Source organism: Rhizobium sp. 10PS4, assembly GCF_032464805.1.
GTDB lineage: Bacteria > Pseudomonadota > Alphaproteobacteria > Rhizobiales > Rhizobiaceae > Rhizobium > Rhizobium laguerreae.
The window spans coordinates 38,660-60,499 of sequence record NZ_JAWDIW010000013.1 but is presented as its reverse complement, the minus strand read 5'-3'; the positions used below and the strand labels follow the sequence as shown (position 1 = coordinate 60,499).

The 21,840-nt window shown below is 59.7% G+C and carries 20 protein-coding genes and 1 tRNA gene; 12 read left to right on the top strand and 9 right to left on the bottom strand.

Features of this window, described 5'->3' with window-relative positions; all coding sequences use genetic code 11:
• Nucleotides 1–145 precede the first annotated feature (145 nt).
• Nucleotides 146–454 (top strand): hypothetical protein, encoded by a 309-nt coding sequence (locus tag RWJ89_RS23825; RefSeq protein WP_168258000.1) that lies wholly within the window; start codon nucleotides 146–148, stop codon nucleotides 452–454.
• 309 nt (nucleotides 455–763) lie between these two features.
• Here RWJ89_RS23825 and RWJ89_RS23820 read toward each other — a convergent pair whose 3' ends face one another.
• The 3 genes from RWJ89_RS23820 to RWJ89_RS23810 all read right to left on the bottom strand — a co-directional run bounded on the left by RWJ89_RS23820 (nucleotide 764) and on the right by RWJ89_RS23810 (nucleotide 5,269).
• Nucleotides 764–4,159, bottom strand: coding sequence for an acyl-[ACP]--phospholipid O-acyltransferase (locus RWJ89_RS23820; RefSeq protein WP_316031537.1), 3,396 nt, complete (start codon nucleotides 4,157–4,159; stop codon nucleotides 764–766).
• Nucleotides 4,160–4,251: 92 nt separating this feature from the next.
• Nucleotides 4,252–4,533: a YiaA/YiaB family inner membrane protein gene (locus RWJ89_RS23815; protein WP_003546080.1), complete on the bottom strand. Its 282-nt coding sequence runs from the start codon at nucleotides 4,531–4,533 to the stop codon at nucleotides 4,252–4,254.
• A gap of 49 nt (nucleotides 4,534–4,582) precedes the next feature.
• Nucleotides 4,583–5,269 (bottom strand): PspA/IM30 family protein, encoded by a 687-nt coding sequence (locus RWJ89_RS23810; protein ID WP_131666983.1) that lies wholly within the window; start codon nucleotides 5,267–5,269, stop codon nucleotides 4,583–4,585.
• Between the two features lie 110 nt (nucleotides 5,270–5,379).
• On the opposite strand from RWJ89_RS23810, the gene RWJ89_RS23805 reads away from it, so the two are divergent.
• From RWJ89_RS23805 to RWJ89_RS23790, 4 genes are all read left to right on the top strand, one after another.
• Complete coding sequence (locus tag RWJ89_RS23805; RefSeq protein ID WP_316031536.1) at nucleotides 5,380–5,988, top strand: TetR/AcrR family transcriptional regulator; 609 nt, start codon at nucleotides 5,380–5,382, stop codon at nucleotides 5,986–5,988.
• Between the two features lie 219 nt (nucleotides 5,989–6,207).
• Nucleotides 6,208–6,438 (top strand): helix-turn-helix transcriptional regulator, encoded by a 231-nt coding sequence (locus RWJ89_RS23800; protein WP_316031535.1) that lies wholly within the window; start codon nucleotides 6,208–6,210, stop codon nucleotides 6,436–6,438.
• Nucleotides 6,435–7,697, top strand: a complete 1,263-nt coding sequence (locus tag RWJ89_RS23795) for a type II toxin-antitoxin system HipA family toxin (RefSeq protein ID WP_316031534.1) — start codon at nucleotides 6,435–6,437, stop codon at nucleotides 7,695–7,697. Before RWJ89_RS23800 ends, RWJ89_RS23795 begins: the two co-directional genes overlap by 4 nt.
• 477 nt (nucleotides 7,698–8,174) lie before the next feature.
• Entirely contained in the window at nucleotides 8,175–8,954 is a 780-nt protein-coding gene (locus RWJ89_RS23790) for an SDR family NAD(P)-dependent oxidoreductase (RefSeq protein ID WP_316031533.1), read from the top strand.
• A 35-nt stretch (nucleotides 8,955–8,989) separates the two neighbouring features.
• On the opposite strand, the gene RWJ89_RS23785 is transcribed toward RWJ89_RS23790, so the two are convergent.
• Entirely contained in the window at nucleotides 8,990–9,613 is a 624-nt protein-coding gene (locus RWJ89_RS23785) for a hypothetical protein (RefSeq protein WP_316031532.1), read from the bottom strand.
• A gap of 138 nt (nucleotides 9,614–9,751) precedes the next feature.
• On the opposite strand from RWJ89_RS23785, the gene RWJ89_RS23780 reads away from it, so the two are divergent.
• Nucleotides 9,752–9,997 carry a hypothetical protein gene (locus tag RWJ89_RS23780; RefSeq protein ID WP_316031531.1) on the top strand — a complete coding sequence of 82 codons (246 nt, stop codon included), beginning with the start codon at nucleotides 9,752–9,754 and terminating at the stop codon, nucleotides 9,995–9,997.
• Here the strand turns inward: RWJ89_RS23780 and RWJ89_RS33265 are convergent.
• From RWJ89_RS33265 to RWJ89_RS23760, 4 genes are read right to left on the bottom strand one after another with little or no spacing between them, the layout of a single operon-like run.
• Nucleotides 9,989–11,095 carry a DNA cytosine methyltransferase gene (locus RWJ89_RS33265; RefSeq protein WP_410056115.1) on the bottom strand — a complete coding sequence of 369 codons (1,107 nt, stop codon included), beginning with the start codon at nucleotides 11,093–11,095 and terminating at the stop codon, nucleotides 9,989–9,991. The two genes, RWJ89_RS23780 and RWJ89_RS33265, sit on opposite strands and share 9 nt — an antisense overlap.
• Nucleotides 11,095–11,799: a hypothetical protein gene (locus RWJ89_RS23770; RefSeq protein WP_316031529.1), complete on the bottom strand. Its 705-nt coding sequence runs from the start codon at nucleotides 11,797–11,799 to the stop codon at nucleotides 11,095–11,097. Before RWJ89_RS23770 ends, RWJ89_RS33265 begins: the two co-directional genes overlap by 1 nt.
• Nucleotides 11,796–12,926 (bottom strand): hypothetical protein, encoded by a 1,131-nt coding sequence (locus RWJ89_RS23765; RefSeq protein ID WP_316031528.1) that lies wholly within the window; start codon nucleotides 12,924–12,926, stop codon nucleotides 11,796–11,798. Before RWJ89_RS23765 ends, RWJ89_RS23770 begins: the two co-directional genes overlap by 4 nt.
• A 3-nt stretch (nucleotides 12,927–12,929) precedes the next feature.
• A complete protein-coding gene (locus RWJ89_RS23760; RefSeq protein WP_316031527.1) occupies nucleotides 12,930–15,215 on the bottom strand; it encodes a sensor histidine kinase in 2,286 nt (761 codons plus the stop codon).
• A 146-nt stretch (nucleotides 15,216–15,361) separates the two neighbouring features.
• On the opposite strand from RWJ89_RS23760, the gene RWJ89_RS23755 reads away from it, so the two are divergent.
• Together RWJ89_RS23755 and RWJ89_RS23750 are read left to right on the top strand one after the other, a co-directional pair.
• Complete coding sequence (locus tag RWJ89_RS23755) at nucleotides 15,362–16,861, top strand: Eco57I restriction-modification methylase domain-containing protein (protein WP_316031526.1); 1,500 nt, start codon at nucleotides 15,362–15,364, stop codon at nucleotides 16,859–16,861.
• Nucleotides 16,858–17,286 (top strand): very short patch repair endonuclease, encoded by a 429-nt coding sequence (locus RWJ89_RS23750; RefSeq protein ID WP_316031525.1) that lies wholly within the window; start codon nucleotides 16,858–16,860, stop codon nucleotides 17,284–17,286. Before RWJ89_RS23755 ends, RWJ89_RS23750 begins: the two co-directional genes overlap by 4 nt.
• Before the next feature lie 23 nt (nucleotides 17,287–17,309).
• Here RWJ89_RS23750 and RWJ89_RS23745 read toward each other — a convergent pair.
• Nucleotides 17,310–17,383, bottom strand: a tRNA-Gln gene (locus RWJ89_RS23745).
• A gap of 162 nt (nucleotides 17,384–17,545) precedes the next feature.
• Here RWJ89_RS23745 and RWJ89_RS23740 point away from each other — a divergent pair.
• The 4 genes from RWJ89_RS23740 to RWJ89_RS33260 all read left to right on the top strand — a co-directional run bounded on the left by RWJ89_RS23740 (nucleotide 17,546) and on the right by RWJ89_RS33260 (nucleotide 21,822).
• A complete protein-coding gene (locus RWJ89_RS23740) occupies nucleotides 17,546–18,463 on the top strand; it encodes an MBL fold metallo-hydrolase (protein WP_316031524.1) in 918 nt (305 codons plus the stop codon).
• A 16-nt stretch (nucleotides 18,464–18,479) separates the two neighbouring features.
• Entirely contained in the window at nucleotides 18,480–18,932 is a 453-nt protein-coding gene (locus RWJ89_RS23735) for a thiol-disulfide oxidoreductase DCC family protein (RefSeq protein WP_316031523.1), read from the top strand.
• The gene (locus RWJ89_RS23730; RefSeq protein ID WP_316031522.1) at nucleotides 18,929–20,650 is read left to right on the top strand and encodes an SDR family oxidoreductase; all 1,722 of its coding nucleotides are present in this window, start codon (nucleotides 18,929–18,931) and stop codon (nucleotides 20,648–20,650) included. The genes RWJ89_RS23735 and RWJ89_RS23730 overlap by 4 nt, the downstream gene beginning before the upstream one ends.
• Nucleotides 20,651–21,594: 944 nt before the next feature.
• Nucleotides 21,595–21,822: a DUF1127 domain-containing protein gene (locus RWJ89_RS33260; RefSeq protein WP_025393522.1), complete on the top strand. Its 228-nt coding sequence runs from the start codon at nucleotides 21,595–21,597 to the stop codon at nucleotides 21,820–21,822.
• Nucleotides 21,823–21,840 lie beyond the last annotated feature (18 nt).

Here is a 21,840-nt window from a genome sequence, read left to right as displayed (position 1 = left end):
CTGAAATTGCGCGCCGAAACAAAAACAGAACATAGCAGGCTTGGAATGCGATATCAACGATTCCAATGGGGCCTGGACCTGCCGTCGAACTACCAGCCGCCCAAGGCGTTCTCATCCAGTGGACATCAAATTCAGGAGGCAATCAATGGCGGACGACAGCACGACCACCATTCGAGCCACATTCGAAACACGCGAAGCCGCTGATCTCGCGGTCGAACATCTGGTTCAGCAGCATCGGGTTTCGAGGCCCGACATCTTTATCCAGTCGGCAAGCGACCGCAACAGTGCGGGTTCGGCGCCATCGGGTGGGGATGCCTCTCATGACGATGGCGCCCGTCGCGATGCGCCGCTCGAAGGCGAGATCGAGGTCTCGGTGGATATCGCATCCAGCCAGGTCGCCGCCGTCCAGCGCAGTCTCCGAGCTGCCGGCGCAGTGCGTGTATCGAGCCGCTGAGCACGGCCGATCTCCGCGTCGTTGTGCCCGTCGAAGACATCGATTTCGGCCATGTCGACTTCCTCTTGGAACTATCACCGGCGCCCGTCTCAAGACCCCTCCCCAACCCCTCCCCACAAGGGGGAGGGGCTAAGCTGTGGCACCCGCCTCACAAACAAATAGACCAGCCGCACAGTCGACGTTCAATAGGGCGCACGACGAGAGCCGCATGTTAAGCCCCTCCCCCTTGTGGGGAGGGGTTGGGGAGGGGTCTTGCAACGCGCCTGCAACAATTCTCCGGTTTGCGCCTGACGCCTGCCAAGCCACGCTCTACGCCGCCTCCCCCGCCAGCGCCGCACTTTCCGCCAGCTTGCGCGCCGCGACGAAATCCACCTTGCCGGAGCCGAGCACCGGCACCTTGCCGATATTGACCTCGGCCGGCACCATCATGTCCATGGCGCCCCTGGATTTGGCGAAGGCGAGGAATTCGGCGCGGGTGGCGGTGGGGGCGTCGGTCAGGAGCACCAGGCGCTCGCCCTTCTTGGCGTCAGGCAGCGAGGAGACGACCGACAGAGCGCCCGGCCAGAGTTCGGCGGCGAGCGTCTCGACGGCGGCGAGCGAGATCATTTCGCCGCCGATCTTGGCGAAGCGTTTGGCGCGGCCGCGGATCTTGACGAAACCATCCTCGTCGATGGTGACGATGTCGCCGGTGTCGTGCCAGCCGTCGACAAGCGGCTCGAGCACGCCGGGCTTTTCGGCGCGGAGATAGCCGGCCATGACATTAGCGCCGCGCACATGCAGCCTTCCGCCCTCATCGATGCCCGGCACCGGTTCGAGCTTCCATTCCATGCCCGGCAGGATTTTGCCGACCGTGCCCGACTTGTTGTACATCGGCGTGTTGATCGAAATGACAGGCGCGGTCTCGGTGACGCCGTAACCTTCGAGGATGCGCAGGCCGAACTTTTCCATATAGGTCTGGCGGGTTGCGGCCTTCACCGGTTCGGCGCCGGAGAAGATATAGCGGATCGAGCGGAAGTCGTAAGGATGCGCCGTCCTCGAATAGCCGTTGAGGAAGGTATCGGTGCCGAAGATGATCGTGGCGTTGGAGGCATAGATCAGCTCCGGCACGATGCGGTAATGCAGCGGCGAGGGATAGAAATAAACAGGCACGCCCGAAATCAGCGGCAGCACCGTGCCGGCCGTCAGCCCGAAGGAATGGAAAACGGGTAAGATGTTGAACACCTTGTCGCCGCTGTGGAAATCGATGCGGGCAGCCGCCTGGGCGGCGTTCGACAGGATATTGCGGTGGGTCAGCACCACGCCCTTCGGCGTGCCCTCGGAGCCCGAGGTGAAGAGGATGACCGCCGGATCATCCGGCCGGCGTTTGACCAGCGGCCGAGCCTTCCTGAGAAACCCGAAAATCTTGTCCTTGAGTGAGATTTCGGCCCGGAGATCATCGAGCCAGACGATCTTCACCTGCTTTTCCATCTCGGCGATCACGGGGCCGAGCTTCGCCTGGGTGACGAAGGCGCGCGAGGTCAGCACATGCTTGACCTCAGCCGCCTTGCAGGCAGAGAGGATATTGGCGGCACCCGCCGTGAAGTTCAGCATGGCCGGCACCTTGCCTGCCGTCATCACGCCCAAAAGGGTGGCGGCTGCGCCATTGGCATTCGGCAGCATGACGCCGAGGTTGTTCTCCGGGAACATGGCGCGGAATTTTGCGCCGAGCACGGCAGCCCCGGTGAGCAGCTTGCCATAGGTCAGCCTTCCGGTGACCGGATCTTCGACGGCAAGTTTCTTCATGCCGAATTCATGGCCGGCCTGAATGACGCGGTCGAGCACGGTCGACGAGGTATCGGCGGTCTGGAACAGCAGGTTCGACATCACCTGGTAGAGGGCTGCCCCTGCCGCCGTGCGGCGCTTGCGGCCTTTCAGCTCTGAGGGCACTTCGAGCTTCACCGGATCGAGAATGGTGACCTTGACCTTGGGGAACAGCCGGCGGCGGATCTTGCCGTTGTCGAGATAGGAGAGATAGCTCTTCTCCAGCCCGTCGATCTTCACCGGCACGACCATCGAGCCGGTCTTGTCGGCAACCATGGCGGCACCGTCATAGACCTTCATCAGCGTACCGGTCACCGTCAGCCGGCCCTCGGGGAAGATGCCGATCGGGTTGCCATCCTGCACCACCTTGATCAGCGAGCGCGTCGCCATCGGCTTTGTCGGGTCGAGCGGCAGGAATTTGCACATCTTCAGGAAGGGACGCACCCACCAGGCCTGGGCGATCTTGTAATCGACGGCAAAGGTCGGCTCCTCCTCGGTGATGGCAAGCGCCAGGGCGCCATCGAGCAGGCTGACATGGTTCAGCGCAATGATCGGCGCGCGGCCGGCCTTCTTGATATTCTCCAGACCCTCGACCTCGAGGCGCATGAAGGCGCGGAACAGGATCGAGATGAAATCGCGGAAGGGATTGGTCGGCAGCGTCTTCAGCATCAGCCAGGCGACGGCGAAATTGATGATACCGAGGCCGATCAGGATCTGCGGGATAGAGGCGCCCATCGCCTGGACGGCGGCAACGAGGCCGAGACCGACGGTGATGAACAGCGCAGACAGCACATTGGCGGCGCCGATGACGCGGGCGCGGCGGTCCTCATGCGCCCAGGTCTGCAGGGCGGCGAAGGTCGGCACGGCGATGAAGGCGCCTGCTATCGCCATGCCGGCGAGATCGATGGCGACGCGGATGGTATTCTCACCGGCAAAGAAGGTGGCGATCGTCGTTGCATGGCTCACCGAAGCCAGGCCCCAGAGGTTCCAGGCGAGATCGAGGCTGAAGAGGCCAAGCAGCGCCGTGCCGACAGGGGCCGGCAGCAGCACGATGCGGCCCGACGACATCCAGGCGGCAATCGCCGAACCGACGGCGACGGCGATGGCAAAGACGGTGAGATAGGCCGGCACGACGATCTCGGAGCCGCCGAGCAGTTCGGTCACCATGGTCGGCAGGATGGAGAGAACGAAGGCGCCGACCAGCCAGAACCAGCAGTTCATCAGCGCCGAACGCCACAGGCGCTTGTCTTGGCGGATTTCCATGACCAGGGTGTAGCTGGAGCGGATGACATTGCGGTCGATCTGAAGATCCGGCGCCTTGGAGCCGGTGGGCGGGATCATCCGGCTCGCCAGCCAGCAGAGCAGCGAAAGCCCCATCATCATCGTGCCGAAGAGCAGCACATTATCGCCGCTGGAAAAGGCGAGTGCGGCGATGATCGTGCCGCCGAGGATGGCAATGAAGGTGCCGCCCTCGATCCAGGCATTGGCCTTCGGCAGGTCGCGGCGCTCGAGATGATCGGGCAGGATGCCGTATTTGATCGGCCCGAACAGGGCCGAGACGATGCCGAAGCCGAACAGCGCCGCCATCAGCACGAAGATGGAAGAAAACGCCAGACCGACCACCGCAAGAGCGGCGACCGCGATCTCGCAGCGTTTCAACAGTTCGGCGATCTTTGCCTTGTCATGCTTGTCGGCGAGTTCGCCGCCAAGTGCGGAGAGCAGCAGGAAGGGCACGATGAGGATGACGCCGGCGAGCGTCACCAAGGCCGCACCTTCACTGGCCGACATCTTGAAGAGAATGAGGAACACCAGGGTGTTCTTGAGGAAATTGTCGTTGAAGGCCGTCAGGAACTGGGTCCAGAACAGCGGCGCGAATTTCCTGGAGGTCATCAGATTGTGTTGCACGGCGGGTCCCTCTTTCGACTGGCAGAGAAGGCCACAGAGTTGTTACGCAAAAGTTGAATGCGGTAACAACTCTGCGCTGTGGTTAACCAAGATCAATCTTCATCGTTACGATTGAACTTGACCAGGAGTTTCTCGGTGCGGGCATCCTCGACCTTGCGGATCAGCTTCTCGGATTCGGCATTGTCGCGCAGCGTCTTGGTGATATTCACCGTGGTCTGCACCAGCATCAGAATGCCCATGGCGAGATAGCCTTTGCCCCAGAGATCGAGCGGCATCATGTAGAGGCCGAGCGCCAGCATGAAGGCGGCCGAGCCGAAGGAGATGTAGGAGAAGCTGACCCAGCTTGCGGAATGTTTCTGGAAACTGTCGTTCATGTCAGTGGTCCTTGATGTTCGATGGATGAATGGTTGGGTGGATGCAATCTTAAGCGGCAGGCGTGATGCGGCTCTTCAGCCGCGCCAGCACATCATCGGCGGAGGTGCGCAGCGGCGCGCCGAAGCCGGCATTAGCAAGCTTTTCGATGATGCCGGCCGGGCGGATAGCGCCTTCCATGTCCTTCAGGGCTGCGGCCGTCAGCTCATTCTGGCTCTGGCGCAGGCGAAGGCGGGCCAGCGTCTCCTCGGCATCGTCGAGCGTCGCCAGGCCTGGGCCGGCGACTGCGACATCGAGCTTCTGCGCCTCCTGCGTGGCACGCGCCAGCCGCTCGCCGCGCTGCAGCTCCTGCAGCCTTGCCTCGGAAGCCCGCACGATGCCCTTCAGCTTGTCGATGGCGCTGGTGAACTGGCTCTGCGCCTTCTCGGATGCATCGCGCTCGGCTTCGAGATAGGCGATCGCCTCGGCCGCCTCGCGGGCCAGGCCCTCATTGCCCTTCGCCAAGGCGGCGGAGGCGCGGGTCTCGAGATCGGCGATGCGGGCAACGATCGCCCCATGCTGAACCTTCTCCTGCTCGTTCTGGGCGATGGCGACGGCCACACTGCGGCGAGCCGACTGGATCGACTGGGCGGCATCGCGGATCTGCTGGGAAAGCAGCGGCACGGCGTGATGATCGGCAAAGGCCTGCTCGGCATCATGCGCCCTGCCCCGCAGCAAAATGGAAATCAGTTTGAACATTTCCTTCCTCCGGTTTATGAACGTTGTTCACGAGAGGTGTTATGCCAGAATCATGAACGTCGTTCAAGATAAATTTTGAACGACGTTCAAAAATCGAAGTGGAATGGTTAATGGCCGGCAGACGAGAAGAAAAACGCGAAGACCTGAAGGCCCGGCTGATCGAGGCGGCGCGCGAGCGGATCGCCAGGGACGGGCTGGCAAATCTCAGAGCCCGCGACATCACCCAGGATGCCGGCTGCGCGCTCGGCGGCCTCTACACGGTCTTTTCCGACCTCGCCGAGCTCGTCATCCATGTCAACTCGGCGACGCTGAAGGCGTTGGAGGCCAGGCTGACCCTTGATAAAACCAAGGACCGGCCGCCGACCGACCGGCTGCGCAACCTGGCGCAGGGTTACTTGAGCTTCGCCGTCGAACACCGAAACCTCTGGAAGGCGCTGTTCGACCACTTCCCGCCGGAGAGCAGCCCGACGCCGCAATGGCATCTTAACGAGCACCTCTTCCTGATGGATGTGATCGCCGAACCACTGGCCGAACTGCAGCCCGACATGCCCCCCGAAGACCGCGCCATCCGCGCCCGCACCCTCTTCGGCGCCGTCCACGGCGTCGTCAGCATCAGCCTCGAAGGCCGCTTCGTCGGCTTGCCGCTGGAGCGGCTGGCAAGGGAAGTGGATGAGCTGGTGCAGACGATTGCGGCGGGAGCGGAGCGGCGGCGGGGGTGATGGGGGGTGGGCGGGTGCGGACACCCGATTTGCTTGGAACATTACCACACCCTCCAGCCTTGAGCCGAGGATCCACGCACGCCCAACGAGTCACCAGATATTTTACCGAGCGGGAAATTTCATACCCTCAACCCTTCCCACTTCTCCAAATAATCCCGATCGGTAAATTTCCCTGGACACAGGCTCCGCATTCGCTATATTTTCCCGATCGGGAAAATCATGGCGAAACACGTACACAGTCCAGCCGACATCGGCGCCCTGGTTCGAAGCACCCGCAAGGAACAAAACCTGCGGCAGGACGAGCTTGCCGGCGTTGCCGGCGTCGGGCTTCGTTTTATCGTCGACCTCGAAGCCGGCAAGCCGACAGCGCAGATCGGCAAAGTCCTGCAGGTTCTGCAAACGCTTGGCTGCTCCCTCGACATTCTGGCTCCCGGCGAGCGCAGGCAATGACATCAAGGCTTCTCAACGTCTGGTGGGACGGCCGCATTGTCGGTCAATTCACGCAGGACAGACACGGCGATATCGGCTTTGTCTATGCGCGAGCCTGGCTCGACGATGACAAAACGCTGCCGCTCTCGGCCTCTCTGCCGAAACGACCGGAGCGATTTACCCGCCAGGAATGCCGGCCGTTTTTCGCCGGCCTGCTGCCCGAGGAAAGCCAGCGCCTGGCCGCAGCACAAGCCTTGGGCGTGTCTCCCGCCAATGACTTTGCGCTTCTCGATCACCTGGGCGGCGATGTCGCCGGTGCGCTGCAACTGCTTGCCGAAGGTGAGGCACCGGCGGGGACGGGGTCGATTGCAGATCGCCGGCCCCTGCCCTTGGACGAAGCAGGCATCGTTGCCGTGTTGGAGGCACTGCCCGTGCGGCCTCTCCTGGCCGGTGAGGAGGGCCTCAGACTGTCGCTCGCCGGCGCGCAGTCCAAACTGCCGGTTGTTCTGGTCGATGGGCGGATCGGGCTTCCCCTGCCCGGTCAGGCCACAACCCATATTCTGAAGCCACCGATAGCCCGCTTCAAGGCGACGACCGAGAACGAAGCTTTCGTGATGCGGCTTGCGGCCGCCATCGCGCTCGATGTCGCAGCCGTCGAACCGAGATATGTGCAGGGGCGCCCGTTCCTTCTGGTCGAACGATATGACCGCGTGCGCGGCGCCGGCGGCCTGGTTCATCGCATCCATCAGGAAGATTTCTGCCAGGCACTCAGCGTGCCGCCGGAAACGAAATATGCGAGTGAAGGCGGGCCGACCTTCAAGGATTGCTTCGATCTCATAAGACGGATTTCGGCAAGGCCGGCTGTCGATGTGCTGAAGCTGCTGGACGCGGCCATCTTCAACCTGATCGCCGGAAATGCCGATGCCCACGGCAAGAACTTCTCCATCCTGTATGATAGCCAAGGCCCGCGGCTGGCAAAACTCTATGACCTCCTCTCCACCGTGATCTATCCGGAACTGTCGCCAAAGCTCGCGATGAGAATCGGCAAGCGCGCCACACTGGCCGAAATGGATGCCGAGGGCTGGAAGGTCTTTGCGGGAGAAGCCGGCATCGGCACACCGCTGTTGCGCCGCCGCGTGAACGAGCTTTGCGACAAGGTGCTGACATTGACCGGCAAGGTCGCCGATGAGCTCGCAGACGCATCGCCCGATCGAGACCCGATCGACCAGATCGCCGGCGTGATCACAGGCCGGGCCGAGACAGCGAGGCTGACTTTATAAGGTTGAGGGAAACGGGAAACGACGCCCGACGTCGCGCCTCTTGCCGGTCGCCTCTCCCCACCCTCCGTCCTCCTCGGGCTCGACCCGAGGACCCATGCCGCTGCCGATGAGTGCTGCATGAGCTTCGAGTCAAAGCGCTGAAATCACCGCCTAAAAAGCACTCGTCCACCTGCCGACGCCCGTCCTTCGGACCCCCGCTCGCTGGGCAAAGACCCCGCCCCAAACCCCTCCCCACAAGGGGGAGGGGCTTAACCTGCCGCACCGCATCTCCCAAAACTCCAGAGCGGCAAACGACGAGATGATCTCGGGCAAAGCGGTGATGCTGGGCTAGCCCCTCCCCCTTGTGGGGAGGGGTTGGGGAGGGGTCTTAGATTGGTCCGAACCGGCTACATATCGACCACACCCCAACTCCCGCATTGAGCAACCAGCCAAAAGCTGCTTGACTACCCTACCCCCACCGCCGCGAAGGGAAACCCCATGAGCCGCATCTTCATCACCGGTTCCACCGATGGCCTCGGGCTTGCCGCCGCCCGCACCCTGATGAAGGAGGGCCATGACGTCGTGCTGCATGCCCGCTCCCGCGAGCGCGCCACCGCCATCGCTGAGACATCAGCCGCCGCTCTCGGCCTCGTCATCGGCGATCTCGCCAGCGCCACGGAAACGCGCTCGATTGCCGAGCAGGTCAACGCCATCGGCCGCATGGACGCCGTCATCCACAATGCCGGCATCTACCTGGAGCGAAGCCGGGGCGAAACGCCGGAAGGCCACGCCAAGACGCTGGCGGTGAATGTGCTTGCCCCTTATCTGCTCACCGCCTGGATCACCCGCCCCGATCGCTTGGTCTATCTCAGCAGCGGCATGCACCGCAGCGGCAGCAGCACCCTTGACGATCTCGACTGGAAGAAGCGGCCGTGGAGCGCCAGCCAGGCCTATTCGGAAAGCAAGCTCTACATCGCCACACTCGCAGCCGCCGTCGCCCGCCATTGGCCGGATGTTCTCGGCAACGCGGTGGATCCCGGCTGGGTGCCAACGAAGATGGGCGGCGCCGGGGCGCCGGATGACCTGGAGATGGGGCATCTTACGCAGACGTGGTTTGCGACGAGCGATGAAGCGGCTGCCAAGGTGAGCGGCGGGTATTGGTATCATCGGCAGCGGCGGGAGGCGGCGGTGGAGGTGACTGATGCTGGGTTTCAGGATGCGCTGGTGGAGAAGCTTGCGGGATTGACGGGCGTTCGTTTGTTTGCAGAGAGTGGGTGATGCTTGAGAACCCGAGATGAGGACTAATCAGCGAGCTAAAACGTTGTTCTGGCCACGATCTCAGAGAGCAGTCTGTCAACAGTCCCTGCCGACGTGGCAAAGCGTCCGTCGATCAAGTGAGGAATTCGCATTTTTTCCTCATAATCATAGCTCGCTCGAAAATTCTCAACTGCGTCGCCTGCCAACGGAATGCCAGCTTTCACAAGACGTTCATAGGCCAGTACGACGAAGTTAAATATACAGGGATTTATATTTACCACTGGCCCATACCAGTGGAATAAATCTTGGCACGCCCGTCGCGCGGCATCTTTGTGGCGGGGCATTGTCTCCTCGATCGCCGCCTCCACGGCGGTGCGTGGCACCACGCACATGTACATGAGGTCCGTGACGATTGGATAGTCGCCAAGGGGCACCAACCTTACGAGATGTTTCAATTCCTGATGGTGATGGAAATAATTCCTGAGGCATTTCAGCGCGGCGAACTGGTTAACGTCAAAAAAATCGAGATCGGCACCAATCTTCAAGCGGTCATTGAGGCTGTGGCTCGCCTCCAAAAAGGAGAATAGCGTGTCTTCGTCTGGTTCACCGCAATGACGTTCATATAACCGGAAGAAGCGCTCTGAAGCAGCCGCTGTGTTTGCGAAATCGGCGTTTGACATACTTGCGCTTTCGGTGTTGCAATCAGCGCGAGCTGATTAATGGGCTGCGGCGGGGAGCCATGGTGGCGACTACTTCCACAAAAGCCAGCGCAATCGATCGGCATCTTGTTCTGAATACGATTTTGAAGGAGGGGCACCTTGAACGAGATCATGGGAACGACTTTTCTTGAAGACGGTAAGTGGCTTCTTCGGCATGAAGGGGGAGCCGGCAATAAGGTGCCATTACTCGCCCCCCAGATAATTCTCGTTCAGTTGCAGGACGGCCAAGCACAGATCTTCGAGGGTTCTTACGGTCTTGATCATCGTGGTGTCGTGGTTGCAGCTCATGTCGTGGCTATAAAGACTTTTAGAAAAGCAGGTACCGATCCCGTACAGTCACCGTAATCGGGCCTCAAGATGCTCTAAAAAGCCCCCCGGATAGAGCAATCGGCTTTCGCGAGCTCTATTCACAAAGCCCGAAAGAGCGCGATCTGACAGATCGGTCCACGAGTAGTTGCCATGGGATATTCGCCCGATATCAAGAGAACTCGGCGCTTCTTGGACGCTAACCGCAAGACGTAGGCCTCGGCCATTTCCCCAAGCTGCCAACGGCCATATAGGTCGGTCCGGCATAGGCGAAGAAAGTTTGTGGTCCCATGGTGCAGGAGAATTCATCCGATCAGAAATCCATCGGACTACCGGAACACTCACCGCGTTGCCAACCAATCCCCACCGAAGACGCGGTGATGCGGCTCCCGTCCAGCCCTCTGGAAACCCCTGAAATCTTTCAGCCGTCTCGATTGTCGGAATCTTGACGCTCCCATCTGGAAACAAGACGGCGGGCGGCGATGGTATCCCGATTGACGAGCCGGTCTTCAACGGTGGTATCGCGTCGGCCGTCAGGCCGTGGCCGCTTCTGCCCTCCGTCCAATAGAAGCCGACTGGTAGCGATAGATCCAAAGAATTGGCGGGAAGGGTACTGCCAGCATCCGAAAGGAGCACTTCGCCCGGATCGGAATCTCGTGAGGCTAGGAAATAAAAGCGTCGGCGTCGCTGGGGAAGCCCGAATGCTCTGCTGTCCAACGTGCGATATGCCCACGAGTAGCCGAGTTTTTCCGCTGCGTGCATAAGGTAGAGAAGAACTCGTCCGCCATGAACGAAGCGAATCGACTGGACATTTTCAAGCAATATATGGGACGGACGGGTCGCTCTCGCGAGACGAAATACGTGTTCAACCAAAGCCGAGCGAGTACCTGCCAAACCACGTTGTCCGCCCACGATGGAGACGTCTTGGCACGGGAACCCCGCGACCAGCACGTCGGCGGAGTTGATGTCGTCCGGTTGAACGTTTCGCACATCTTCTATCAACGCCACGTCGGGAAATCGCTGCCGGAGCACATCGCGAGCACTCATGGCGACGTCGTTAACGAGTATTGTCCTATGTGTGTCGCCAAAACCTGCCTCAAAGCCACCGGCGCCACTAAAAAGGCTGACTATGCGCATCAGGCGATCTGCAAATCTGGCATATAGCAATTTTGGGTAGCCGAGACTGGCGTCAGCTTCGGCGAGGCTTCCCATTGTTTTTGCAGAGCTTCTGTTATGGCTATCAATCGAGTCCGTTGATTACTTCTAAGTGTCACTAAGCCGTGTGATCCAGCTTGAGATTTGGGCCATTCGAACGGAAAGAATTCCGCTAGTACCAGGTCAAAACAGTCTGTAGGCAAAATTGCAGTTATCGGAAAACGAGGTACGGCAATAGGTATGCGTCCCTTGTTTTTGAGGTAGTGCTCTGAGAATTGCATGTGAACATGCGGACCAAGCTGCTCACGATTTTTTAGATCATGATGAAAATGTAAAATCTCAGAATCATCATCCGCATTGTAGATCCGGATGTGGGTAACCATTTTTTTTATGTTCCATAGGGATGTTTTCTTGGATTGCCCATTACTTTCGAATGTTGATTCGAACTGCCACCCGACCTTGACTTTATGAGGTGTTTTATCAGGGCCATCGTAACGCTCTGCTTCTTTAGTCACAATTGGCTTGTCTAACTTCCAATCGAAAGCCGGTCGAAGGTTGTCTCGGCCGTTTTCAAGCTGATCCTTCAAAGCTGACAACGCGCGATGAGACTCCTTGCCGATGAACGGTTTCAGCGCGTCGATCCAATAGCTCAGTTCCGTAGCGTATTTTCTCAGATTTATTCTCATTCGGAAACTTCCAGAAGTTCACGATCCTCATAGACTACTTTTGCCGCTAGTTTCCGATCCGCACGTGCAGAAGCTATGAGTACCCAAGCAGGATCGATACTTGCTGGAAAATCTTCGTCAGTTACTCGTACACAGTCACTTGCTTCGGCAATCTCATCGGTTTCCACTAGGTCCGCATCGGAAACCAAAACCGGTTCAGATTGGGAAATCCAAACGACCTCGACAGTGTCAGAGAGTTGCTGTAGGGCCGGACGGAAGCCGGTACCGTCCTGAGAGAGATGCCATGCCAGGTCGTCAATCGCCGCGCGCCACCATCGCGGCCCTAAGAACTTCGATAGAGGCCCCTTGTATCTACACGCCTTAAACTTTGTTTGATAGAGATTGGTATCTCCAGCGGATTCTACAGCGTTTACGAGTGCTCTAAAGCTCGCTGGCGTTAGCTCAAGACGAAGGGCCGCTTGCCTATCGGTCAGCAAAAACGACGGGTACGGCAGTATATGTGCGAGCAGCCAGCCGACTATAGACTGAGCGGTAGTCGGACCAGAGGTGTTTGATACTTCGCGCGGGGGGCGGGCGCGATCGATCTGGCGCATGGCGCTGTTTGCCCATTCCGCATCGCGGGACACACCTAGGATGTCAAAGCATAGGCTTGCAGGATCGTAAGTGCCGAACTGCTTGTTATCGAGGGGAGTAATCAGAAGATTATTGCCAATGAGATCTGCTGCATCAGCAAGTTCTATGATCCGATCCAACGTTTCCTTTGTTTTCGTCCCCACCCATTCTACGCCGTGCTTTTGTGCAATTACATGATGACGTTCGAAAGGACCAAGGGGTTCCCCTACAGCTTTTTCTATATCGCTGCTGACGACTACTGTAGTTGGGCGGCCCCCGATAGTCGCCTTCCATTTCTGGAATAGACTAAGTCCGTTCTCATCTCCGTGTTCCGTATGAGCTGGGGCAACTAAGAAAAAATCAAATAGCCAAACATTAGCCGCCTGGGCAGCGTTGAATGCGAGATCGTTCGAGCCATTTTCCTCAAACTCAAATGGCGTTATTCGGGCGCCGTGCGCTCCTGCCTCGGACAGAAGGTCATTTGGAGTATCATCGATGTATACAATATCGGTCATGGGTTACCTTAGTGGAATTCTGAAGCGTATCGCCGTGGCGAAGCCGCTTGGCGGCGCGACGAAATCGATTTCGCCGCCATACTCCTGAACGAAGGCGCGGGTGATCGTAAGTCCCATGCCCATGCCTTGGCCCAAAATGGCGTCAGGTCGCTCGGTAGTGGACACGAACGCATCGAAGAGACGCCGGGCTCGGGATAGATCCACAGCTGCACCGGTGTTGGAGACCTGAACCTCGCAGAAACCGCCGTGTTCACGTGCCGAGACTTCGATACGTCCACCGGCGTTGCTGAACTTGACCGCGTTCGACAGCAAGTTGGTGAATATTCCGGACAACTCCGACGGGAACATCGGCGGGCTTCGAATATCGGTCGGGATATCGTTGATCAGCGTGATGTTCTTTTGTTCGATCCTGGATTCGAAGAACAATCGTACGGTTTCGAATCTGTCCCGCAACGTTAGTCGCGCGCGCCGGCGACGTCCTTCGAAACTGGTCGCGTCGACTAGGTAGGTGGCATTGCGCCGAATCCGATCGGCAAGGTCCAAAGCCCTTTGCCTGGCCTTGCGGATCGCAGTTCGGGTGCGTGCAAGATCATCGATCGTCAGGGCATCCTCAAGCTCGCGAGCCAACGCTGATATCTGAAGCCCGACGGCATTGATCTCGTGAACGAAGGCCGCGAGTTCGGCGCCCAGTGACGCCAGCACGCGCCACTGTACGGCCTCGCTCCCGAATTGGTCGGCCATCTCGCGAATCTCGGAAAGATTCGGCTGCAACTCTCTGGCTTCACGCGTCGCCGTTGCGAAATCGTTGCGTTCGACGGCCTGCTGGATATTGGCGAAGCTGCGCTCGACCTGCAGCGCGTGTTCTCTGACTCGCAATGCAGTCGGGGTTTCGTTCATATCCGAGCGCAGGGATGCGTCCCTTTGCGCTACGCGCTGCTGATTTTTGATTTCCTTCGCTTCTTTGCGGGCAACCGACCCCAATCGGACAATCAGGTCGGTGGCCACGCGAGTCCATTGAGTGATGAAGTCGAACGCTGCTCCAGGAAGGAAACCCTCGCGGCTGACGACCATTTCAAGTCCTGGACTGCTCGACCTGTGCAGGAAAATACCGCCCATGTAGGCGTGATTGCCTTGAACCACGAGTTCTTCCGCTTCCAGGCCAGCGGGAATTTGATCTGCATTCAAGGTTGCCAGACTCGTCAACTGGCGTTTCTGTCGAGAAAGATAGGTGCGTTCCAGGCCCAGCCAGTCGTCGCGAAGATCGCCATAGGGCGACACACGGAAGCCTTCCATGAATACGCGAATGCCTTGGACTTCAGCCTCCCATGACGCGAGGGAACGTTGAAGTATCCGTCCAGTGAAAGACGGCCCTGCGCCTGGACCAAGATTTTTTTCTAACCGGAAACCCTCCGCGCCGGGAGCGTTGCGAACTTCCGCTTTCGTAGGCGACAAAGCTATTCGGAGCATGCCTGTGTCTCGATCGAAAGACAGTTCGGCGATCCAACTGGCTGCGGCTGCCACATCGGGCAGAAGGCGATCGCCAAGATTGAGATCTCCACCGAAGACGACTTCGAATCCCGGATCGCCCGTCTGTTGATCTCGGATCGGCAAGGTCTCGAACAGCAGCTCCTCGGCCACGATGCCATCCGGCAGCTTCTTCCACGTTGCGGCCAGGGGTGCGAGCGTAGCGGCCTCACGCAGGAAGCTCGCGCGTATACGATCGGACCATGCCGTTCGTAGCGGTGAGATCTTCAATGTCGTACCGCTACCAGGCTTGGATGGCTTCGCGCGTTCATCGACGCGCACGGCGCCGGACCCGTCGATCTGATCCAGCGTCTCCAGCGCTTCGATCGTACGCCAGTCTATCCGAGCGACCACCTCCGAAATCGCCGGCGGGAGAGCGATTGCGCCTCTAGGCGCCGGGCCGGCTTTGCGCGACTGAACCTCTACGACCATCCCCAGTTTGTGAGAGGCGAGACGTCCCACGCCTTTTTCGCCAGTGTAGCGACGACCAAACACCGGGGATCGCCGGTCGCCAGAATTTTTGGTGCGGCCCGCGATGGTTAGAAAGCCGCGCCGGAATTCGCCGCCATCCATGCCAACTCCATCGTCGGATACGACAATGCTGCCACTTGTCGCATCGCCAAGATTGACGCCAGTCACTGTTACCAAGGTGGCATCGGCGTCATAGGCATTTTTGACCAGCTCGACGAGAGCAGTGCTCTCTTTCGCGACCAGCAGTTCGCCGAGCTCTTGAAAGAGCTTGGTATCGACACTAAAGCCTGTCATTCGGATGAAATCTGACAGGAGGCAAGGCCTGGCCGTTGGACGCTCATCGTTTCTTCAACCCTCGACCATATCAATGGTTTTCTAACTGCCCTTCGGGCCACGATATTGTTATAAGCACTGAATAGAAATTGCCAGAGGACGAATGAATGGAACTGCACGCAGCGATAGAGCAATTGCACGATCGTTGCGCAATATATACCTCAGCTCCAACCGCGGCCCGCTTGCTTGATTTGATTGGTTGGACGCCCAACACGGACCTGTCGCAGGCAGTTCTCCTGGAGCCTTGCGCAGGGGAAGGCGCGATCCTTTTGGAAGCAGTTCGCCGTCTTATTCGTTCGTTCCATTCGCACGGCCAGATAGCTTCTCTGGCGACATTGAAACCACGAATCAAGAGTTTCGAGCTTCATTCGGGCGCGGCAGCTACGGTGCGACGATTTCTCTGGAAGCTCCTCGTAGAGGAAAACCTTAGCGCGCACCTCGCCGATGAACTCGTCCTAGAATGGGTATCCGAACGCGATTTCCTTTTGGAGAAGCCGGGACGCGCCACGCACGTTGCCGCAAACCCGCCTTACGTCCGCTGGAAAAATCTTCCCCCTGTTTTGGCAGATATTTATCGTGAAGCCTTGCCGACCATGAGCACGCGGGGTGACCTATCTGTCGCTTTCATAAATAGAATGCAGGAGTGGGCCGAGGATGGCGGCTCTATTGCCGCGTTGACCAGCGATCGTTGGATGTTTGCACAGTACGGTGAGGCATTTGTGGAAAACACCAAGTCGCGAGGCTGGACGATTACCGTAGCGGACGAGCGTCCAGTGGATCCATTTTTGCGATCGGTGGGCGCGTACAGCGCCATCGTCCTTTTGACGCAAAGTGATCGGTCGATCCATCGCGTATCGTCGAACAAGAGAGAAAAAGCGCGAGCGATACAGCGAGAACTGCTTGCGCGACATGGGAGTCTTTTCGAGGCTGGTTGCGTCGTCCGCGTGGGACCGGCGCTTGGGGCGGGCAGAACGTTTATACTAGAACCTGAGCAGGCCGCAGAAGTGGAGGACGAACTCATTCGACCTTTTCTCGAGCGAAGAGATTTGACCGGTCCCGTGGTTGAGGCAACGCGGTTGCGGGTGGTGGTACCGTATGATCGCCGCGGCACACTTATCGATCCTGCGCAGTGGCCAGGCTTCGCCGCTTGGATCGAGGGGCACAAGGAAGCACTCAGCAAGAGAAGCCACTTCAGGGAGAACGGCGAGTACTGGCGTACGATTGATGCCATTCCTGCCCTTTGGTCAGAAGGTCCTAAACTTCTAATGCCTGAACTATGCAACAAACCGTTTGTCACCCTGGATCGAACCGCGGCAATTCCCACACATTCCATTTACGCGATCTGGCCAGGGGAATGGCCGGTAGAAGTACTCCAACGGGTTCTAAACGGCGGCCTACTTGAGGTGACAGCAAAAGCCGAAGCGCCAGCTCTCAAACAAGGTTGGATGCGCTTTTACAAACGTTTCCTATTGAGAACGCCTTTACCGAAGTGGAGCCATCTATCATCTGAAGACCGCTCCGGTCTCGCGGGTGACAACTGGCTTCACTTCGATAAGACGTTCGAAAGGCTGTTTGGATTTACGCCTGGCGCTACCTTGGAGCTATGAAGACACGCGATCTCTTTGCAGATGTCCCTGAGCAGCGCCGCCGCTTGATGGCAAAGGTGAGGCCCACCGACAGCAAGCCCGAAATGCTGGTAAGACGCACAGCGCACGGGCTGGGCTTCCGATATCGGCTTCACGTTCGGACGCTCCCTGGCACGCCTGATCTTGTCTTTCCTAGGCTTCGCAAGGTTGTATTTGTTCATGGGTGCTTCTGGCATCGTCATTCGGGATGCGCGCGAGCGACAACGCCCAAAGCACACGCAGAATATTGGCAGCAAAAATTCGATGATAATGTCAGGAGAGATGAGGTAAGCCAGTCAAGACTGGAGGCGCTTGGCTGGACTGTATTGGTAATCTGGGAATGCGATACGAAGGACCAGGCAGGTCTGGCGTCGCGCTTAAATGAGTTCCTGTCGGAAAGCCAATGAATGGAGAACGGACCATGTGATCGTGGCTGGGGCGCCTGGATTCGAACCAGGGATGACGGTACCAAAAACCGTTGCCTTACCGCTTGGCGACGCCCCACCAGAGCTTGAGCGGAAACCGCCTGCTCAAATCGACGCCTGATTAGCAAAGCTCTTCGCCTGTCACAATGACTAAGTTTAACCCGGCGCAGATTTATGCGCTGCGCAGTACCTGATGTCGTGCTAGAAATTGGCGACGTCATCGGCCCGAGATCATTCCTTCATGGACAGTCCCGCTTTCGACCTCGCTTTCGAGCCGGCCTATGGGCAGGCCGTGCCGGTTGTTTCGGGTGTCGAGCGGGTTACAGTGAACAATCCCGGCCCTTTCACCTTTTTCGGCACCAACAGCTATATCGTCGGCGCTTCCTCCGTCGCGGTCATCGATCCCGGCCCGGAGGACGAGGCGCATTATCAAGCACTGATGGCAGCGCTTGGCGGCCGCGAAGTGACCCATATCCTCGTCAGCCACACGCATCGCGACCACTCGCCGCTTTCCAAGCGCCTGCAGGCGGCAACGGGGGCGGTGACGGTGGGGCAAGGGTCGCACCGGCCGGCGCGGCCCTTGCGGGAGGGCGAGATCAATCCCTTTGCCGAAAGCTCGGATCTATCATTCGTGCCCGACATAACGCTCGGTGACGGTCAGACCCTGTCGGGCGATGGCTGGGCGCTGACTGCAGTGCTGACGCCGGGGCACACGACCAATCATGCCGCCTTCGCGCTTGCGGGTCGCGACATCCTGTTTTCAGGCGATCATGTCATGGCCTGGTCGACCTCGATCGTCGCGCCGCCGGATGGTTCGATGGCGGATTACATGGAATCGCTCGAGCGGCTGATGGAGCGCGACGACCGGCTGTTGCTTCCCGGCCACGGCGGGCCGGTGACGGAACCCTCGACTTTCCTCAAGGCGCTGAAGGCGCATCGCCTCAGGCGCGAGCAGGCGGTGCTGGCGCGCGTCCAGGCCGGCGATGAGCGGATCGCCGAGATGGTGAAGGTGATCTATTGCGATACCGATCCGAAGCTGCATGGGGCAGCCGCCCTTTCGGTTCTCGCCCATATCGAGGATCTGGTGGAGCGCGGTATGATTGCGGCGGATGGGCCGCCTTCGCTGGCCGCCACCTATCGGCCGGCGACACCGAAATGAGGACGGGGATATCACGATGAAGCCTCGAGCCGATTATAGCTATCGCGAAGATCCTGATGTGCCTGATTTTGCCGATGATCGGCCACTGATCGTCTTCGATGGAGAATGCGTGTTCTGCTCCGGCTGGGTGAAATTCGCGCTGAAACATGACAAGCAGCAGCGATACCGCTTCCTGGCGGCGCAGACGCCGCTCGGCGAAGCGCTCTACCGGCATTACGGGCTACACGCGCGTGACTACGAGACCAATATCCTGATCGAAAACGGCCGCGCCTTCTTCAAATCCGACGGCTCGATCCGCATGGTGGCGGGGCTCGGCTTTCCCTATTCGCTGGTGAAGATCTTCCGGCTGCTGCCGCGGCGGGCGGCCGATGCGCTCTATGAATTCATCGCCCGCAACAGGCTGAAGATTGCCGGCCGGCAAAGCTGCATGGTGCCGACGCCGGAGCAGCGCAGCCGGTTCATCGCATGAGCGACGAGAGATTTTGCCTGCTCATCATCGGCGGATACGGCACGTTCGGCGGGCGGCTCGCCCAGCTGCTTGGCGATGAACCGCGGCTGAGGCTGCTGGTTGCGGGGCGCTCGCTTGAAAAGGCCGACGATTTCGTTGCCGATCTCCGGACGCCGAAAGATGGCGCCGAGGGCCTGGGAAGCAACAATCTCGGCGCGATGGTGCAGGCCGTTCGCTTCGACCGCGACGGCGATCTCACCGAACAGCTGACGCGGATGAGGCCCCATCTCGTCATCGATGCCTCGGGGCCGTTCCAGAGCTTCGGCAAGGATGCCTATAAAGTCGCCGAGGCCTGCATCGATCTCGACATCGATTATGCCGATATTGCCGACAGCACCGGCTTCGTCGCCGGCATTGGTGGGCTCGATGCGGCCGCCAAGGCCAAGGGCACCTTCGCTCTGTCAGGGCTGAGCAGCCTGCCCGCCCTCTCCTTTGCGGCGCTGGAGGCGATGGCGCCGCATTTCTCTCGGGTCGACAGTGTCGCAGCGGGCATTGCGCCCTCGGCGCATGTGCGGATCGGGCTCAATGTCGTGAGAGCGATTGCGAGCTATGCCGGCAAGAAGATCATCGTTCGGCGCGATGGGCGGCCGGCCGCCGGGCGCGGGCTGATCGATGCGATGCGGGTGACGGTGGCAGCACCTGGGGCGGCACCGCTGCGCAGCCGGAAATTCCTGCTGGTGGATGCGCCTGACCTGGCGCTGCTGCCGGCCCGTTTTGCCGATCTCAAATCCAGCTTCACCGGGGTTGGCACGGAGCCGCAGGCGCTGCAGCATTTGCTCGGCTTTGCGGCAAGGCTCGTCCGCTTCCGGCTGCTGCCGTCGCTGCTGCCGTTTGCGCGGCTGCTGCAGCGTGCCAGCCACGCTTTCGCGGTGGGCGAACATCGCGGCGGCATGTTCGTCCGTGTCGGCGGCGTCGATCACGCGGGCGAGCGGCTGACATCCGGCTGGCATCTGATTGCCGAAGGTGATGACGGGCCGTTCATTCCCATCATCGGCGTGGACGCGCTGGTGCGACGGCTGCTGACCGGCATCCGGCCGGAGAATGGGGCGCGGCCGGCGGCTGGTGAATTGCGGCTTGACGATTTCGAAGCGGCCTTCCGGCGGTTTTCGATCACATCGGGGATCCGGATGGAAAATGAGGAGCCGTGCCAGCCGCTCTACCGGCGGATTCTCGGCAGCGCCTGGGAGCGGCTGCCGCCTGCCCTATCAGCCCTGCATGCCGGCGGCGCGCGCGTCGCCTCCGGCCGGGCGCGGATCGAGCGCGGCGGCGGGCTGCTGGCGAGGATCGTCGCTGGGGTGATCGGATTTCCGAGAGCCGGCGAGGATGTGCCGGTCACGGTGCGTTTCGTGCCCGATGGCGACAGGGAGGTCTGGACACGGGATTTCGGCGGCACGGTGTTCCGCAGCTGGCAGGTCGAGGGCAAGGGCCGCGACCGGCATCTGCTCGCCGAAGTCTTCGGGCCGTTCCGGGTGCTGATGGCGCTGGTGCCGGATGGGGGGAAGCTGCGGCTCGTCGTGCGCGGCTGGCGGTTCTGCGGCATTCCACTGCCGATGTTTCTGGCGCCTGGCGGGGATACTTATGAGGAGGAGCGCGATGGGCGGTTCCACTTCCACGTGGAGATCGGCGGGCGGCTGACGGGGTTGGTGGTGCGGTATACGGGGTGGTTGGTGGTGGAGTAGTGGGTCTCTGCCTGCGCGGATGGCTGCCCCTCACCCTAACCTTGGCGGGGTCGAGCCACTCGTCCCGACCCGTCCTCCGGACCCCCGTAAAAACGGGGAGAGGGGACGTGCCCTGCGAGAGATGGGCTAGGAACGGAGAGGTTGCGGCGATTTCCCTTCTCCCCCCGGGGAGAAGGTGCCGGCAGGCGGTTGAGGGGGCCACACGGCACACCCCTCTCGTAACAACCTGTCGGCGACGCCCAAAGACGATGCGGTCGAATCCCGCATAGACGTTGTAAGGAAAGACCGGCTTCGGCGGCCCCCTCATCGCAAGCGCTGTTTTCCTCGCACATTGACCAAGCGCGTTGGGCCGTTTCGAACACTACCGCTGTGACAGAGATGGCAAGAATTCACCATTTCCAGACCTTACCTCGGAAGCTGCGATCGTCCCGTCTCGGCCCTAACCGGTCGGCCGCGATGAATGCGATGACCGTCTCGATTTTGAGCCAAAGCGGAAAAATGCTGTTTTCAGAAGCGTCCTGTGATCCGCCATTGTGCCGCCTTGATGATCCCGCGGCCGGCTCGTCGCGATGGGCTTGTCACACATACCGTTCGACAAGCACGTGCAAGGGCTCATCAGGTAATTGGGCCAATCCAGCAATGTCATTGCTTCTAACGTAGCGCCCTCGATGGCCAGGCTGCCGGAACATCGTTTTATGTAAAGTTTCGATAAAACCCACCGTGGGTAAGCCCCGCTGCCTTCATGATGGAAAGCACCTTCACAAAGTCCTGCAGGTCGGCCGGCTCTATTCCCTCAAGATCGTGTCACTTATCAAACGATGTCCATGGTCCGCGCACCGTCTTGTCACCCGCTCAGATCAAGCTCCTGAAACCAGCGTGTCGATTTCGGCCGATCCTGTTCGATTAAGACGGAGCGCCGTGAGCCAGTCAAAGGAGAGACAAGTATGGCTGCCACTAAGCATTCCGAACACGTCGAACTACAGTCGCCACACCTCAGTGTCGTGGGCACCTTGCAAGCCGTTTGGATGCTGCTGAAGCATCAGCGAAGGTACCGCCGAAGCTTGAGCGAGCTCTCGCGGTTTGACTCTCGCCTGCTCCGTGACATCGGCTTGGAGCCCCCAGAGATCTCCGCTGGAAAGATCGCAGAGCAGCAAGGAACTCTCGCCGGATAAGCAGAACTGGCAGCATTT